We start from the raw sequence: 16505 nt of genomic DNA, 5'->3' as shown, positions 1-16505 counted from the left end.
CTGGCTCCTTCGTCGGGCGGCGGGCGGCACGGGTGGGGCGGTGGCGGCGGGCTCAGCGCAGCCGGGCGGTGTGCGTATGACCCCGGGAGCCGCCCACGCGGACGGTGAGCAGGGGCTGTCGGCCCGGCACGACGGACACCGTGTCGTCGGCGCTGACCACCCGGCTCACGGGGAAGGGGAGCCGGACGGTCAGGGTCGTCGCCGTACGGCCCGGATCCGCCACCGCCACCGTTATGCCCTCGTCGCGGCGGCACACCAGGACGGTTCCGGGGCCGTCCGCGCTCAGCCCGTCGACCGAGCCCGCCGCCCAGAAGTGTGCCGCGAGCAGGCCGAGACGGGGTGAGGCGACGGCCTGGACGGTGGCGTCGTTGGCGAGTACGCGCGCCGGGAGGGAGCGGGACCAGGCCAGGGTCGCGGCAGGGGTCGCGCCCGGCAGCAGGACGTAGGCGTAGGAGGCGGACGTGGGGGAGGGGCCGTGGTCGAACCAGAGGGTGGCGTAGCGGCGGCTCACCGGGGTGGTGCTGCCGCCGGTGTCCGCACCGGTGTTGAGGGCGCTCCACGTGCCGGTCCGCTCCTCGCGCAGGGCGCGCAGCGGTCCGCCGGAGGGGAAGACATAGCCGCCCGTGCCCTCCAGGTGGGCCCAGCGTGCGTCGTCCAGTGCGGCCGACCAGCCCTGCTCCGTGGGCTGCCGATGCCCGTCGACGATGAGCAGCGGCGCCCCTTCGGCGTGCAGGTTCCGGTTCTCCACCACCGTCTCGATCGTCCTGCCGTCACTCGCCGTGATCCCGGCGCCGAGCGCGAGGACCGCGTTGTCCAGGAAGAACCACGCCTTCTTGGCCCGCAGCGTCGACCCGTCCGCGATCAGCTCCATCGCGGCGGCACCGAAGCGGGCGTCGAGCACGGCGCCGCCCGCGACCGCGTTCTTCGGGCGGAAGGTGCCGGTCCCGCCGCCGGTCCCGAGATCGGCCCGCGCGCGGGTGTCCACCGTCGTGCCCGGCAGCCGGTAGGGGTCGACGGTCGGCCAGAAGGAGTCACCGAAGGCGTCCGGGTCGTCGCCGTCGTACAGGTACGTCATGCCGTCGCCGGTGTACCAGCCGTGCAGATTCTCGCCGTTGCCCATCTCGTAGGCGGCGATGCGCTTCGACGACAGTGACAGCGCACACGCCCAGGACGGGCGCCGATGCACCACGCGGTCCATGTCTGCGAGGACCAGGTGCCCGGTGAGGCGGTCCGCGGGCCGCACCGCCGGATCGTCGAGGAGGGCCTTCGCGCGGGCCAGGGCGGGGATCCCGATGAGTTCCTTGTACGGCGTCCTCGTGTTGCGCAGGATCCAGCCCTTGGCCGCCGCGCGCCAGCGGTCCGCGTACGCCTGCGGTGCCCCGTCGGCGAGTTGGAGGATGTGCGAGACCGCGGCTGCACCGTCGTTGTGGTCGCGGGCGGACTCGCGGGAGATGGCACGGCCGCGCACCGCGTCCATCATCAGACCGTCGAACAGGAAGGGCTCGAAGCTCCGCTCGACAGCCTCGTACAGCACCTCGACCGAGGGGTCGGTGACGGCCCAGTCGGAGCCGGCGAGCAGCGCGATCAGCTGGCCGGCGCCGCCCAGCAGGACGCTGCCGTACGTGCCCGTGTACGCGACGTTGGAGTGCTGTACGAACGAGCCGTCGCGGTAGAACCCATCACCCGAAGTGACGTACTGGAACAGGCTGTTCTTCCCGTTGTCGCGGACGTCGGACAGGGCGTCGCGGGCCAGGGCGAGCGCGGCGGGGTCGCGCGCGAGCAGCCCGCGCAGGGCGACGATGACGGCCTTGTCGGAGCGGTTCGCGCCGGTCTCTGCGAGGGTCGGGGAGTTGGTGCGGCGATCCGCATTGGGGACGAACCTGGCCACCGTCTTCACATAGGCGTCGCGGTCCTCCGCGGGGAGATCGGCGCGCAGCAGCACGCAGACGTCCATCAGCGCGCGCGGCGCGCCGATCTCCCAGAACCACCAGTTGCCGGTCTCGGAACGGGAGGCGTTGTAGCCCACGGTGTGCAGGAAGCGCAGCGCGTCGAGGATCCCGTCGCGCACGGCCGCCTGCCCGGTGAGGGAGGTGCCGGGGGTGGCCCACGCGGTCGCGAGCGTGCGCAGCCGCGGATAACTCTGGCCGAACATGCCGGGATCGGAGGCCGGGGACAGATCGGCCCACAGTGCCTTGCGGCCGGCGGAGGTGTCGATCTGCCGCCACCAGGCGGAGGCCTGTGTGTCCAGGGCGGTGAGCGCGGCGGCGAAGTCCGGGTCCTCGGGGTCGAAGGCGCCGCCGGTCAGCTGTTGCGCGGCGCGGGCGAGCAGGGGCTCGTACGGGTCGTCGGCGGAACCGGTGGCGGCACTCGCGACGCCCGGGCGGGCGACGAGGGTGGCGACCGCGCCCGCTCCGGCGAGCGCGAGGGTCTGGCGTCTGCTCAGGTCCATGGTGGGTCTCGTCCTCCGGGTCAGTCGGTCAGCGTGGCGGGGTCGGTCGTCGGCTTCGGAAGATGGAGTGCGGCCAGTTCGGCCCGTCCCTCGGCGTCGACGGGGAACGCCCAGGTGGTGACGAAGAAGTCGGTGAGGTCGCGCTCCGCGACACGGCTCGCGTACGTGGCCAGCGCGCGGTACCGCTTGGCCGTCTCGGTGTAGTCCGACTGGGGGTTCTCCTCGCGCACCAGCTTGTGCATCCTGGGCCAGAAGTCGTCACCGAAGGCCAGCTCCAGCTGCCGCAGCGGCACGAGCTTCTCGTACGCGCTGAAGGACTTCTCGTACGTCAGCCCCGCCGTGCCGAACTTGGCCCGGGCGGACTGGAAGTAGTTCAGGCCCGTCTTCGGGTCGACGGTGAGCAGGTTGGAGGGCTGGCCGAGGGCGCGCTGCACGGCCAGCGAGTAGATGTTCACCGTGACCTCGGTCAGCCCCGACGGCTTGTACGCCATCTGTTGGTGCAGATGGCCGAGTTCGTGGTACAGCCCCCAGCCGCGGGTGCGCAGCCCCTCCACCGTGGTGGCCCGGTCGAGATAGGCGCGCGGGAACCCGTTGTAGCCGTGCGTCGCGTATGCGCCGACGCCGGACGGCACCACCGACACCTCGGTGAAGTGGTAGCCGCCGGCCTTGGGCCGGTGTACCGGCTTCGAACCGTCCAGGCCGCTGATGTCGGATTCGGCCTCGATGATCTGCTCCAGAAGGCGCAGCAGTGCGGCGTGGTCCTCCTCCCGGTACAGCAGCGCGCCGTCCCGGGTGAGCGTCACGATGGAGCGCGGCCCGTGCAGCTCGACGACCGGGACATCGGTGTACGTGTCCAACTGGCCCTGGTAGTCGGCCTCGGTGGTGCGTCCGAGCGTGAAGACCGGCATCGGTACGGAGCCGCTCTTGAACCGGACCGCGGCGCGCTGCCCGTGGCCCTCCAGGGTGAAGTAGACGGGTCCGCCGTACGGATCGGTCACGGTGTTCGCGCCGGGCTTCAGCTGATGGCTGCGTGGTTCGGTGACGGTGCCGTAGTAGTCCCACTGCCCGATCCAGAGGGTCGGCACCACGCCGTCGTAGGGCAGCACGTCGAAGCGGAGGGGGGTGGCCGGCGGGACGTAGCGGCCGGTCGTCTGGAACTCGGAGCCGCGCAGGGCCTGGCCGAGGCGGAGCCGCTCCGCCTCGGCGGAGGGGCGGGCGACGAGCGGCACGGTGAGGTCGCCGGCGGCCCGCGCGGTGCCGGCGCCGAGGGCGACGGCCGCACCGGCACCTGCCAGTGCGGCGAGCACGGTGCGACGGCCGGGGCCGGACGGCTCGGCGGGGTCATGGAGAGGCTTGTGGGCATGGCGCATCCAGGGACTCCCATGGGGACGGACGACGTCGGAGCGATGGGCGGGACGAGCGGTGGGACTGCGCCAGCATGTAAGCGTTTGCTATCCGCCCGCAAGAGGGTTCGCCGAGTTTCTGTTCGTTACTATGCGGATCGGGGCTCTTGCGAGCAGAATCAAGCAAGCCGTGCCCGGTGTCAGCTCCGGCGCGGCTTGCCGTTCCCCGAGGGCGTGTTCATCGGTGCCGCCACCGACTCCCGCACGACGATGTGCGTGCCGAGGCGCAGCGTCCCGGTCGTCGGGGCGCGCCAGTCGTCCTCGTCGCCGCCGTTGAGTGCGACCCGCACCGCCTGCCGACCCATCTCCTCCAGCGGGATCCGCACGGTCGTCAGCCGGGGCCGCAGCTCCTGGGCCACCGGGATGTCGTCGTACCCGACCAGCGACATGTCCTGCGGGATGCGCAGCCCGGCCTCTTCCAGAGCCTGCGCCGCGCCCGCCGCCACGATGTCGTTCGCGGCGAACACGGCGGTGAACTCCGGGTCGCCGCTCAGCAGTTCGGCCATGCGCCGGTACCCGAAGGCGCGGCTGAAGGCGCCGGGCTGTTCCAGCTCCGGGGCCCGCGCGATGCCGCGCAGTTCGAGCGCGCGCCGGTGTCCGGCGAGCCGGTCCCGCGCCGTGGAGAGGCCGGGCGGCCCGCCCAGGTAGAGGATCCGCTCATGGCCCTGCGTGATCAGGTGGTCGGTGATGGCGAAGGCGCCACCCTCGTTGTCGTACTCGACCCCGACCGTCGGTACGCCGTCGCCGAGCGAGGGCCGCCCGCACAGCACGAGCTTCGACCCGCCCGCGTCCAGCTCCCGGGCCCGGCGCGCCAGTTCGGCCTTGTAGGCGCGGTCCTCGACGCTGCCGCCGACCAGCACCACGGCGTCCGCTCGCCGCTCGTGCATCAGCTCGATGAAGGCGAGCTCGCGCTGCGGGTCGCCCTGGGTGCAGCACACCAGGCAGAGCCGGTCGCCGTCGGTGGCCTCGCGTTCGACGCCGCGCGCGATGTACGCGTAGAACGGATCGATCAGCTCGCTGACGATGATGCCGACGGTGCGGCCGGAGGCGCCGGCCAGCGCTCGGGCATGCGCGTTGACCACATAACCGAGGTCGCGCATGGCCGCCTCGACGCGCTCGCGCGTGGCGGTGGAGACCGGATAGTTGCGGTTCATCACACGGGAGACGGTCGCCGTGGACACCCCGGCGCGCTTCGCGACGTCGACGACCGTCGCGCGGCGCTGCCCGTTCCGGTCGCCCTGCCGCTCGCCGTACCCATCCGGCCCGGGTGCCGTGGCACTCTGCTGGGACATCCGGCCCACCCCCTGATGGTCGTGCTGGTCTGCATGTGGTCGGTCCGCCCCAGAGCCTATGGCGTGCGGCGGTGGTTTGGTCATGCGATCCGCTCCAGGTCCTCCAGGAGTACGGCGTGGGCCAGCGGCACCCCGCGCGCGTACCGGGCCAGTTCGTCGACGGCGAGCGCGCCGAGCCTGCCCACCTCGTTGCCCTGGGCACCCGCCATGTGCGGGGTGATGAAGACGTTGGGCAGGTCCCACAGCGGGTGTCCCGCGGGCAGCGGCTCCGGGTCCGTGACGTCGAGCACGGCGTCGATCCGGCCGCTGACCAGGTGTTCCGTGAGGGCTTCCGTGTCCACGAGCGGACCGCGCGCGGTGTTCACCAGCAGCGTGCCCGGGCGCATCAGGCCGAACCGGCGGGCATCGAGCAGATGGTGGGTCTCCGCGGTGTCCGGCGCGTGCAGGGTCACCACGTCGCTGGTCGCCACCAGGGTGTCCAGGTCGGTGCGGGTGGCGCCGAGCAGCTCCGCCTCGGCGTCCCCGATGTACGGGTCGTACAGGAGCACCTCGGCGTCGAGGGCGCGCAGCAGTTCCGCGACGCGACGGCCGATGCGCGAGGCGCCGACCACGCCGACCGTGATACCGCGGGTGCCGAGCCAGTGGTGGCGCTCCAGATCGGCGTCGGTGCGGTGGGTGCGCCGGCCGCGGAAGAGATGGGCGAGCGGGAAGGCCCGCTTGGCGCCCAGGATGATCGCCGCGAGCGTGAACTCGGCGACCGGCACGGCGTTGGCCGCGGCCGCCGAGGAGACCGCGATACCGCGCTCGTAGGCCTCCCGGCTCAGGAACGTCTTCACGGTGCCGGCCGCGTGGATCACCGCGCGCAGCCGGGGCGCCCGGTCGAGCGCGGCCCTGTCGACCGGTGGGCAGCCCCAGCCGGTGAGCAGGACCTCGCACTCGGCGAGGGCCGCCTGCGCCTGCGGGCTGGTGAACTCCCGTACGACACGCGGAGGCCGGATGTCCGCGGTCTCCTCCAGGCGCGCCCGCACGGCGGGCGGGAAGACGTCGTCCACGACCGAGGAGTCCATCGCGAGGACCGTACGGGGCCGCCGCGGGGGCGGTGTGGCGTCGGTGGCCTCGGCCTCGACCGGCGCCTCGTCAGTGGTACGCACCCTGCCTCCGGACAGTAAACGTGTTCTATGGCGGAACCGAACGCTAGGGAGCACGTCGCTCGACCGTCAAGGTCAGAAAGAAAGTATGGCGGTCAAGTTGCCCTGGTACAGCAGGAAATGACGGCCTGAAGTGGCTGGTTCGCAGCGCTTCCCCGCCCGGTCAAATCTCCGGATCTATTGACGATGGGGTTAACCGCTTACTAACTTGCCGCCGCAGAAACGCAGTTCCTGCGCCAACCGGCCGAACAGGACCGCTCCATGACTGTCTCCGCACCACCGAACGCCGTCGACCGCGTTCCCCGCAAGACCCTTTGGCAGCGTCTCAAGCGCGACAAAGTGATGCTGCTGCTGTGCCTGCCCGGCTTCCTGTACTTTGTGGTGTTCCACTACGTACCGCTGCTGGGCTACATGGTGGCCTTCCAGGACTACCAGCCCTACCTGGGCTACATGCACAGTGCCTGGACCGGCTTCACCAACTTCACGACGGCCTTTGCCGACCCCGACTTCTGGTCGGCGACCGGCAACACCCTGGAGATCGCGCTCGTCCAGCTCGTCCTGTTCTTCCCCGTGCCGATCGCGCTCGCACTGCTGCTCAACAGCATCGTCAGCGACAAGCTACGCCGCTTCGTGCAGAGCGTCGTCTACCTGCCCCACTTCATCGGCTGGGTCATCATCGTCTCGATCTTCCAGCAGATCCTGGGCGGCGCCGGCGTCGTACCCGACCTGCTCGCATCCCTCGGCCTGCCCCGCTACGACATGACGACCGACCCGAACGCCTTCCCCTGGCTGCTCGCGCTCCAGGTCATGTGGAAGGACGCCGGCTGGGGCACCATCATCATCCTCGCCGCACTGCTCTCCATCGACCGCGGCCTGTACGAGGCGGCGGCCATGGACGGCGCGGCCAGGTGGCGCCGCTTCTGGCACGTCACCCTGCCCGGCCTGTCCCCGGTGCTCGTCCTGCTGCTGATCCTCAACCTCGGCAACATCCTCACCGTCGGCTTCGAGCAGATCCTGCTCCAGCGCGACGCCGTCGGCCCCGACGCCGGTGAAGTCCTCGACACATACGTCTACTTCCACGGCATCAAGGACAACCAATGGGGCTCGGCGGCCGCCGTGGGCCTGGTGAAGGCGGTGATCGGCACCGTCCTCGTCATCGGCGCCAACAAGTTCGCCCACCGGCTCGGACATGAAGGGGTGTATCGCGGTGCTGACCGTTGAGACGTCCGCTGTGAAGACGCGCCGCGGGAGCGCAACCCGCCCCGCACCCACGGCGGGAGAACTGCGCCCCTCCGGCGCCCGGCCCCCGTGGATGGAGAAACCCACCCGGCTCGGCCTCGTGCTCAAGGGCCTCGCCCTCGTGATCGTCGTGGGTCTGGTGGCATACCCGCTGATCGGCGTGATCGGCACGAGCTTCGCCTCGCAGACCGACATCATCCAGTCCAACGGGCTCGTCCTGTGGCCCGACCACCCCAACTTCGACGCCTATCGCACCGCGTTCACCGGCGGGCGCGTGACCCGCGCCCTGTTCGTGAGCATCGGTGTCACCGTCATCGGCACCGCCTGCAGCCTCCTCGCCACCATCGGCATGGCGTACGGGCTGTCGCGGCGCGGCATCGTCGGCGGCCGGTTCATCCTCATGACCTCCCTGTTCACGATGCTCTTCAACGCGGGTGTCATCCCCAACTTCCTCCTGGTGAAGGAGCTCGGTCTCTACAACACCTTCGCCGCGCTCGTCCTGCCCACCATGGTCAGCGCCTTCAACCTCGTCGTGATGCGGGCCTTCTTCATGAACCTGCCGGAGGAGCTGTACGACGCCGCGAAGATGGACGGCGCGGGCGACTTCCGGACCCTGATCCGGGTCGTACTGCCGCTGTCCAAGGCGGTCATCGCCGTCGTCGGCCTGTTCTACGCCGTCGCGTACTGGAACGCGTACTTCAACGCGCTGCTCTACCTCGGCGACAACGACAAGTGGCCGCTGCCCATGGTCCTGCGCACCTTCATCCTCCAGGGCCAGAACCTCGACACCGCGGCAGCCGGCGAGGTGGTCGCCCCGCAGCAGGCCGTGCAGATGGCCGTCCTCGTCATCGCCGTCGTGCCGATCCTGCTCGTCTACCCCTTCCTCCAGCGGTTCTTCACCAAGGGCGTCCTCACCGGCGCCGTCAAGGGCTGACCCGCTCCCCGATCTGCCGCACCCGCACCCCCCAACCCTCCCCGTATCCCCTCGTGTTGAGGAGTCCCCCCATGTCCGGCACCACATCCGTCAACCGCCGCACCCTGCTCCGCTGGGGTGCGGGCGCCGGTCTCGCCGTCGCCGCGGCGCCGCTGCTCGCCGCGTGCGGCGACGGCGGCACCGGCGCCAAGGCCGAGGCCAAGAACGCCAAGCTGCTGCCGACCACCACCGTGCGCAACATCGGCATCAAGGCCGACCTGCCCGGCACCTCGGCGGGCGTCCCGAACGCCTTCCTGAAGTTCCCGGGCGAACTGGCACGCGCCACCGAAGGCACCCCCCTCAAGGGCGCCAAGAAGATCACCGCGGTCACCGAGACGTTCGCGCCGCTGCCGCCCGGCCGGGGCAAGAACGCCGCCTGGCGGGAGATCGAGAAGCTGCTCGGCACCCAGGTCGACTTCACGGCCGTGCCCGCGGACGACTACCCGGCGAAGTTCTCGACGATGGTCGCCGGTGACCAGTTGCCCGACATCTTCATGTACCCGGAGACGGGAGGTGTCGACAACATGGGCTCGTTCCTCGCCGCCAAGTGCGCCGAGCTGGGCCCCCACCTTTCCGGCGACAAGGTCAAGGACTATCCCAACCTCGCGGCCATCCCCCAGTACGCCTGGCGCGACGCCATCAAGGGCGGCAAGCTCTACGGCATCCCGATCGCCCGCTCGGGCAGCGCCGGCGTCGGCTTCTACCGGGCCGACCTGTTCAAGCAGGCGGGTGTCACCAGCCTCGACCAGATCGACAGCATCGAGCGGCTCGTCGAGCTGGCCAAGGACCTCACGGACGCCGGGAAGAAGCAGTACTTCTTCTCCGGCGGCGCCACCACCCTGCTCGCCATGTCGGCCGGGGCCCAGCACTTCTGGAAGTTCGACCGCAAGTCCGGCAAGTGGACGTACCAGCTGGAGGACGACAAGTTCCGGTACGCGGTCGAGACCGCCGCCAAGCTCTACAAGGCGGGCTGCTACTACCCGGGCACCGTGCAGATGTCCGGAGCCCAGAAGGCCCAGTACACGGATCTCTTCAAGAACGGCAAGGCCGCCTACGTCTTCGACGGCATGCCGGCGTACCTGACCACGGCCACCGGCTACGTCGACGCCATGGCGGCCATCGACAAGTCGTTCGACGTACGGCCCATGGTCCCGGTCGGCAAGGACGCGGTGACCTGGACCGACAACGTCGCGCTGCAGAACTGCTACATCCGCGAGGCAGGCGAGGAGCGGGTCAGGGAGCTGCTGCGGCTCGCCGACTTCGCCGCCTCGCCCTTCGGGTCGCTCGAATACACGCTCATCAACTACGGCGTCGAGAACGTCGACTACCAGCGGGACGAGAACGGCACGCCCGTCCTCACCAAGCAGGGCACCCAGGACGTGACCGTGCCGTGGGGCAAGCTCGCCTCCGCGACACCCGCGTTCTTCAGCGCCACGCACCCGGAGTCCGCCCGCTACGTGCACGAGGCGTACTCCGTACTGATCCCGAAGCTCATCGAGGACCCGACCCTCAGCTACTCCTCGCCGACCTGGGACTCCAAGGGGCTCGGCAGCCTCTACACCATCCACCTCGACGGTCTGAAGGACCTGGTCACCGGACGCAAGCCGTTGTCCGCGTACGACTCGGTCGTCAAGCAGTGGCGCAACGCCGGGGGCGACAAGTGTCGCGCCGAGTTCGAGCAGGCCTCGCAGAAGGGGAAGAAGTGACCACCAGCAGACGCGCGTTCCTCACGAAGGCGGCGGTCGCCGCCGCGATCACCGTACCGGTCCTGGGCTCGCCCGCCGGTGCCGCGGGGTTCGACCCGCGCCCCGGCTCCGACGGGGTCGGCGACCCGCTGTTCCCGACCCTCGGCAACGGCGGCTACCAGGTCGTCCACTACGACCTGACCTTCGACTTCACACCGGTGACGTACGACTTCACGGCCGTGGTGAAGCTGAACGCACAGGCCACGCAGGACCTTTCAGCGTTCAACCTGGACACCGACGGTCACACCATCGACTCGATCACGGTCAACGGCCGCGCCGCGTCCCACGCCCTGTCCCTGGGTCAGTCCGGCCAGGAGCTGACGGTCACCCCGGAGGCACCGCTCCACAAGGGCACCCCGTTCGACGTCACCGTCGCCTACCGCGGCAACGGCAAGGCGCCGCGGGCCGGACTGACCGGCTGGAGGTTCGGCTCGGACGGCGGCTTCGCCTCCGCCGTGCAGTCGTCACGGGCCGACACGTTCCTGCCGTGCAACGACACACCGTCCGACAAGGCCACCTGGACCTTCCACATCTCCGCGCCCGAAGGCTATGTCGCTGCCGCCAACGGTGAGTTGACCGGCCAGGACAAGCGCGCCGACGGCTCGACGGTCTGGCACTTCGCGCTGCGCGAGCGCATGCCGACGGAGCTGCTCGGCATCGCCGTCGTCAAGGGCACCTACCTGTACGGCACTTCGCACGCCGGGCTGCCGCTGCGGCACATCGTCCCGCAGGGCCAGGAGGACAAGTACGCCCCGATCGTCGCGCGCACGCCCGATCATCTCGCCTGGCTAGAGGCGAAGTTCGGCCGCTATCCGTTCTCCCTCTACGGCGTCCACATCTACGACGGGTACACCGACGCCCTCGAGAACACGACGCTCACCCTGATGGGCACCAACTGGTTCAAGCTCAGCACCGACGGCAACCCGACGTACGAGAACACCATGGTGCACGAGCTGACCCACCAGTGGTTCGGCGACAGCGTCACGCCGAACGACTGGCAGCAGGCCTGGCTCAACGAGGGCCCCGCCGTGTACTACGCCGCGCTCTACAGCGAGGAGCGCGGCTGGTCCGTCATGGCCGACAAGATGAAGGCGACGTACGCCAAGCTCGACGCGATCCGCGCGACCGACGGGCCGCCCGGGCTGCCCAAGGCCCTCGGCGGCACCAACATCTACGACGGCGGCGCGCTGGTGCTCTACGCACTCCAACTCCACGTTGGCCAAAAGAAGTTCGACCGGATCATGGGCCTATGGCCGCGCAGCTTCAAGGACCGCACGGTCACCAGCGAGGACTTCATCACCCACGCCGTCACCGTGGCGGGCGACCGCTCGCTGGACCCGTTCCTGCGGGACTGGCTGTTCGGCGCGAAAAACCCGCCGATGCCGGACCACCCGGACTGGACGGCCACGGCTTGACCGGGGGGCGGCCGGACCACGGCCGCCCCGCACGCATCGGCCCCGCACCTGAGCCGCACCCCCAATCCCCGGCCCGCCCCGAGCGGCGGGCCGTTCGAGCGGAAGGTCATTGCATGAGACCGCGCACCCGCACAACTCGCACCGCCGGAGCCGCGTTCCTCGTCGGCGCGGCGCTGCTTCTCAGCCCGCTGCCCGCCGCCGAGGCGGCCCCGGCCCCCAAGGTCCTGTACGCCGCACCGCACGGATCCGGGTCCCACTGCACCCTCGGGCGTCCCTGCTCGCTGGAGGACGCGCGGGACGCCGCCCGAGCCGTCACCGGACGCGAGATTCGCGTCGAACTCACCGATGGAACATACGAGTTGAGCGCGCCATTGCAACTTGACGCGAAGGACTCCGGAGTCACCTGGGCCGCCGCCCGCGGCGCGCGGCCCGTGCTCTCCGGCGGCCGGGCCCTGACCGACTGGACCGTGAACGGCGACGGAACCTGGACCGCGAAGGTTCCCGAGGGCATCACCCCACGCCAGCTGTTCGTCGACGGGCAACGGGCCGTGCGCGCCCGGGGCGGGTCCTGCGCCGCCACCGTGTGCGACGCCACCAAGACCGGCATGACCGGCGCCGAGAAGACCGGCATCGCCGACTGGACCAGGCCCACCGACGCCGAGGCCGTCATCAGCGTCCGCTGGCGCAACTACCATTGCCGGATCGCCGCCGTCACCGGCGACGTCATGACCTTCGCCCAGCCCTGCTGGACCAACTCGGCCTCCGGGACCAACCGCACCGGCCCCGCCTGGGACACGACGACCGTCGACTCGTCCCGCTACTCCAAGGTCGCCTTCTTCGAAAACGCCCCCGAACTCCTCGACACGCCCGGCGAGTTCGTCTGGGACTCGGCCGCACGCACCGTCACCTACCTGCCCCGCAAGGGCGAGAACCCGCGCAGCTCCAAGGCCGTCACCCCGGTCACGGAAGAGCTGCTCGTGCTCGACGGCGCCCACGACGTCCGCGTCACCGGCATCGGCTTCGCCTACGCCGCCTACCAGCAGCCGAACACCGACGAGGGCTACGCGGGCATGCAGGCCGGCCTGACCCTCACCGGCGCCACCGGTCCCGTCGACCACGCGGGCCGCTACTACACCAAGCCCGCTGCCGCCCTCAGCGTCCGCGGCGGCCGCCACGTCGTGGTCGACCACAGCACCTTCACCCACCTCGGCGGCGCGGGCGTGATCTTCGAACAGGGCACCCAGGACTCCACGCTCACCGGCTCGCGCTTCACCGACCTCTCCTCCGGAGCCGCGTACATCGGCGACACGGAACCCATGCCGGCCCCCGAACTCGTCGGGGCCCGCAACACGGTCTCGTACAACACCATCCGCCACACGGGCGTCGAGTACACGGACGCCGTCGGCATCTGGGCGGGCTACGAAGCCGGAACCGCCATCGACCACAACACCCTCGACGACCTGCCGTACTCCGGCATCTCCGTCGGCTGGGGCTGGAACCAGCCCGAGGCCCGGCGCTCCGTGCTCCGCGACAACCGCATCACGAACAACCGGATCACCGACGTCATGCGGATCGAGCACGAGCAGCACGACGGCGCCGCCATCTACACCCAGGGCGCCCAGCCCGGCACCGTGATCTCCGGCAACTACATCAACCGCAGCGCGTACGGGAACACCGAACGCGACGGCAACGGCATCTACCTCGACGAACAGTCCAGCCACATCGCCGTCACCAAGAACGTGGTCACGCGCATCGGCTACAAGTGGGTCTCCAACTGGGCCGACTACGGCATCGACAACCACGCCACCGGCAACTGGACCGACACCGACGCCCCGGCCCTCGCGGGCACCGGCTCGATCATGGCCGACAACCACACGAAGCTGGACCGGCTCCCGGCCGAGGCCGTCAAGGTCGCCGAGGCCGCCGGCGCGAACGGCCGCGGCAGCGTCGAGCAGCTCCGCCCCGACCTGGCCCGTACCGGCACCGCCAGCCAGTCCTCCACGGACGGCACGGCCACGGCGGCCAAGGCCACCGACGGTGACACCTCCACCGACACCCGCACACTCTCCGAGGCGGGCGCCTGGTGGCAGGTGGACCTCGGCGCCGCCCAGCACGTCGGACAGGTCGAGGTCTGGAACGACACCTCCATGACCACCGCCGACTTCGACGTGCAGCTCGCCACCTCGGCCGACTTCTCCGACGCCACCACCGTGCACGTCACCGGCAAGGCACTGCGCCCCACCCTCCTCGACACCGACACCGAGGCCCGCTACGTCCGCATCCGGCTCACCGGCACCGGGCGGGTGGCTCTCGCCCACGTCCTGGTGCACCCGTAGCCCGGAGCACCGGAGGGGACGCCGCGGACCAGTCAACGGGTCCGCGGCGGCCCCGTGCTTCCATGCTTCCGCGCGCCGCACCAACACCACCACGTAAAGGAAAGGCGGTTACGCCATGACCGACGCCACCCGCGACCTGCGCCTCGGCGTCATCGGTTACGGACTGCGCGGCTCCCTCGCGCGCACCGCGCACCGTCCGGGGGCCGGCTCCCGGGTCACCGCCCTCGCGGACCACGACGCCGCCGCGCGGGCGGAGGCGGCCCTGGCGTTCCCCGGCGCGGTGATCTCCGGCGATCACAAGAAGGTGATCGGGGACCCGGACGTCGACGCGATCCTCGTCCTCACCCCCGATCACACGCACGCCGACGTCGCCCGAGAGGCGCTCGAGGCGGGCAAGCCCGTCTTCGTCGAGAAGCCGCTCGACATCACGATCGAGCGCTGCGACGACCTCCTGCGCACCGCCTACGAGACCGGCAGCCGCCTCTACGTCGGCCACAACATGCGCCACATGCCCGTCGTCCGGCTGATGCGCGACATCATCGCGCGCGGCGAGATCGGCGAGGTCAAGACCGTGTGGGTGCGGCACTTCGTCGGCTATGGCGGCGACTGGTACTTCAAGGACTGGCACGCCGAACGGCAGTACACCACCGGTCTGTTGCTGCAGAAGGCCGCCCACGACATCGATGTGCTGCACTGGCTCGCGAGCGGCTACACCCGGCAGGTCCAGGCCCTCGGAGACCTCATGGTCTACGGCGACAATCCGCACCGGCGCGCACCCGGCGAGCCCAAGCACGAGGACTGGTACACGAAGGACGGTCACTGGCCGCCGCACACGCAGCGCGCTCTCAACCCCGTCATTGACGTCGAGGACGTGTCGCTCGTCAACATGCGCCTCGACAACGGGGTGCTCGCGGCCTACCAGCAGTGCCACTTCACGCCGGACTACTGGCGCAACTACACCGTCATCGGGGACGCCGGCCGGCTGGAGAACTTCGGAGACGGGCCCGGGGGAGTGGTCAAGGTGTGGAACTCCCGCCGCTCCACCCACCGGGCCGAGGCCGACGCCGAGTACCCCGTCCCGGACGCCGAGGACAACGCCGGGCACGGCGGCGCCGACCCGCTCCTGATCGACGAGTTCGTGCGGTTCGTGCGCGAGGGCGGCATCACGGACACCTCACCGGTCGCCGCGCGCATGGCCGTCGCGGCCGGGGTGCGGGCCACCGAGTCGCTGCGCGCCGGCGGCACGCCCCTCGAGATCCCGGAACTCGCCCCCGAGCTGATCGCGTACTTCGAGCGCGGGCAGACCCGTCCGGCATAGGCCTGCAGGAAGGTTGCGGCGACGCTCGAGAAATCCCGGATGGCCCCGGGCCCCCTCGCAGGGAAGAGCCCGGGGCGGCGGCTTCCTCACGGCCACCTCCACTCACACGCAGATTCACATCAGCCAGGCCACCGCGCATCCGCTCCCGACCCGCTGGACCGACCGTGATGACCTGCGGGCTGCCCTGACTTCTCGCGCACCTCACAGGACCTGGATGAGCCGCGAGCGGTGCTGCGCGGACGGCTCGCTGTGCTCGGCGCCGCCTTGTCGTAGAGCTGCCTGAGCGTCAGCGCACGGTCTCGTCGCGGCGGCAGTGCAGGAAGAGGTGGGGCTCGGGCCCGGCGCCGGGGTGGTCCGGGGTGAAGGCGGTGCTGTGCCGGGACAGCACCGTCAGCCCTGCCGCCTGCACCATGCCGGTGACGTCCTCCTCCGCGAAGCTCGTCGCGCGGACCGGCCGGCCCATGAAGACCACCTCGACGTCCTGCACGTCCGCGGGCACGGTGGCCAGCACCAGATGCCCGCCGGTCCTCAGGGCCAGGGCCAGCCGCCGCGTCAGAGCCGCCTGCTCGGCGCGGGTCATCTGCAGCAGCGAGAAGAACACGCACACGCCGTCGAACGAGTCCGCCTCGATCGGGAGATCACGGATGTCGCCGCAGCGGAACTCGGCCTCGGGGACCTGACGGGCGGCGAGTTCGACCATGACGGGAGAGACGTCGACGCCCAGCACCGAGTGCCCTGCCGCGATGAGCGCGGCCGCGGTGGGCCGCCCGGTGCCGCTGCCCACGTCCAGTGTCCGCGCAGCCGGCGGCAGCCGCTCGATCAGCCACTTCAGCGCGGACAGGTGCGCGGGGTCATGGGCGAACGCCTTCTCGTACGCGGGGCCCAGCGCGTCGAACAGCACGGCGGCAGGCGGCCGCTGGTCTTCGTGCGTCACGTCGGTGTCCCTTCGCTCGCCGGCCTGCATCGTCGCACCCGCCCAATGCGTGCCACAACAGCAGCGGTTGCCACCAGCAGGGGAGCGGGGAAATGCAGGACGCGCGAGCGGGGCAGGTCGCGGGGCCCGAGAACCTCGTCGATGTGGCCCGCCTGGTCACGGCGCACCACGCGCCCCGTGCATTAATCAAGTTTGACTAATGGGCCTGATGGCGCTTACCTTCGAAGACCTGTAGTCAAGTTTGACCAGTGAG

Annotated in this window: 11 protein-coding genes; 6 read left to right on the top strand and 5 right to left on the bottom strand. The window is 70.6% G+C overall.

Annotated elements, in window-relative coordinates; all coding sequences use genetic code 11:
- Window positions 1–52 precede the first annotated feature (52 nt).
- From ACIQFZ_RS26060 to ACIQFZ_RS26045, 4 genes are all read right to left on the bottom strand, one after another.
- Window positions 53–2449: a polysaccharide lyase 8 family protein gene (locus ACIQFZ_RS26060; RefSeq protein ID WP_402692271.1), complete on the bottom strand. Its 2397-nt coding sequence runs from the start codon at window positions 2447–2449 to the stop codon at window positions 53–55.
- Window positions 2450–2469: 20 nt separating this feature from the next.
- Window positions 2470–3819: a M60 family metallopeptidase gene (locus ACIQFZ_RS26055; RefSeq protein WP_383059244.1), complete on the bottom strand. Its 1350-nt coding sequence runs from the start codon at window positions 3817–3819 to the stop codon at window positions 2470–2472.
- A gap of 173 nt (window positions 3820–3992) precedes the next feature.
- Entirely contained in the window at window positions 3993–5153 is a 1161-nt protein-coding gene (locus ACIQFZ_RS26050; protein WP_402692270.1) for a LacI family DNA-binding transcriptional regulator, read from the bottom strand.
- Between the two features lie 71 nt (window positions 5154–5224).
- Complete coding sequence (locus ACIQFZ_RS26045; protein ID WP_376652497.1) at window positions 5225–6295, bottom strand: hydroxyacid dehydrogenase; 1071 nt, start codon at window positions 6293–6295, stop codon at window positions 5225–5227.
- Between the two features lie 258 nt (window positions 6296–6553).
- Here ACIQFZ_RS26045 and ACIQFZ_RS26040 point away from each other — a divergent pair, with 258 nt between their 5' ends.
- The 6 genes from ACIQFZ_RS26040 (at window position 6554) to ACIQFZ_RS26015 (ending at window position 15318) form a co-directional block, all read left to right on the top strand.
- Window positions 6554–7513 carry an ABC transporter permease subunit gene (locus ACIQFZ_RS26040; RefSeq protein ID WP_365422433.1) on the top strand — a complete coding sequence of 320 codons (960 nt, stop codon included), beginning with the start codon at window positions 6554–6556 and terminating at the stop codon, window positions 7511–7513.
- A 91-nt stretch (window positions 7514–7604) separates the two neighbouring features.
- Window positions 7605–8465, top strand: coding sequence for a carbohydrate ABC transporter permease (locus ACIQFZ_RS26035; protein ID WP_365422459.1), 861 nt, complete (start codon window positions 7605–7607; stop codon window positions 8463–8465).
- A gap of 71 nt (window positions 8466–8536) precedes the next feature.
- Entirely contained in the window at window positions 8537–10210 is a 1674-nt protein-coding gene (locus tag ACIQFZ_RS26030; RefSeq protein WP_402692269.1) for a hypothetical protein, read from the top strand.
- Window positions 10207–11664 (top strand): M1 family metallopeptidase, encoded by a 1458-nt coding sequence (locus ACIQFZ_RS26025; RefSeq protein WP_402692268.1) that lies wholly within the window; start codon window positions 10207–10209, stop codon window positions 11662–11664. The genes ACIQFZ_RS26030 and ACIQFZ_RS26025 overlap by 4 nt, the downstream gene beginning before the upstream one ends.
- Before the next feature lie 113 nt (window positions 11665–11777).
- The gene (locus tag ACIQFZ_RS26020; protein ID WP_402692267.1) at window positions 11778–14000 is read left to right on the top strand and encodes a right-handed parallel beta-helix repeat-containing protein; all 2223 of its coding nucleotides are present in this window, start codon (window positions 11778–11780) and stop codon (window positions 13998–14000) included.
- Window positions 14001–14115: 115 nt separating this feature from the next.
- On the top strand, window positions 14116–15318 hold the full coding sequence (locus ACIQFZ_RS26015) for a Gfo/Idh/MocA family protein (RefSeq protein ID WP_402692266.1): 1203 nt from the start codon (window positions 14116–14118) through the stop codon (window positions 15316–15318).
- 286 nt (window positions 15319–15604) lie between these two features.
- Here ACIQFZ_RS26015 and ACIQFZ_RS26010 read toward each other — a convergent pair whose 3' ends face one another.
- The gene (locus tag ACIQFZ_RS26010; RefSeq protein WP_402692265.1) at window positions 15605–16252 is read right to left on the bottom strand and encodes a class I SAM-dependent methyltransferase; all 648 of its coding nucleotides are present in this window, start codon (window positions 16250–16252) and stop codon (window positions 15605–15607) included.
- Window positions 16253–16505: the final 253 nt, after the last annotated feature.

The sequence above is a fragment of the Streptomyces sp. NPDC093064 genome (assembly GCF_044754605.1).
Classification (GTDB): domain Bacteria; phylum Actinomycetota; class Actinomycetes; order Streptomycetales; family Streptomycetaceae; genus Streptomyces.
The sequence above is the reverse complement of the archived record's forward strand: the minus strand, read 5'-3'. Positions and strand labels throughout refer to the sequence as shown.

Excerpts from the sequence above, each read along its gene's own strand:
- ACIQFZ_RS26055 (WP_383059244.1), bottom strand. The coding sequence starts at position 3,819 with ATGCGCCATGCCCACAAGCCTCTCCATGACCCCGCCGAGCCGTCCGGC.
- ACIQFZ_RS26040 (WP_365422433.1), top strand. The coding sequence starts at position 6,554 with ATGACTGTCTCCGCACCACCGAACGCCGTCGACCGCGTTCCCCGCAAG.
- ACIQFZ_RS26035 (WP_365422459.1), top strand. The coding sequence starts at position 7,605 with ATGGAGAAACCCACCCGGCTCGGCCTCGTGCTCAAGGGCCTCGCCCTC.
- ACIQFZ_RS26020 (WP_402692267.1), top strand. The coding sequence starts at position 11,778 with ATGAGACCGCGCACCCGCACAACTCGCACCGCCGGAGCCGCGTTCCTC.
- ACIQFZ_RS26015 (WP_402692266.1), top strand. The coding sequence starts at position 14,116 with ATGACCGACGCCACCCGCGACCTGCGCCTCGGCGTCATCGGTTACGGA.
- ACIQFZ_RS26060 (WP_402692271.1), bottom strand. The coding sequence starts at position 2,449 with ATGGACCTGAGCAGACGCCAGACCCTCGCGCTCGCCGGAGCGGGCGCG.
- ACIQFZ_RS26030 (WP_402692269.1), top strand. The coding sequence starts at position 8,537 with ATGTCCGGCACCACATCCGTCAACCGCCGCACCCTGCTCCGCTGGGGT.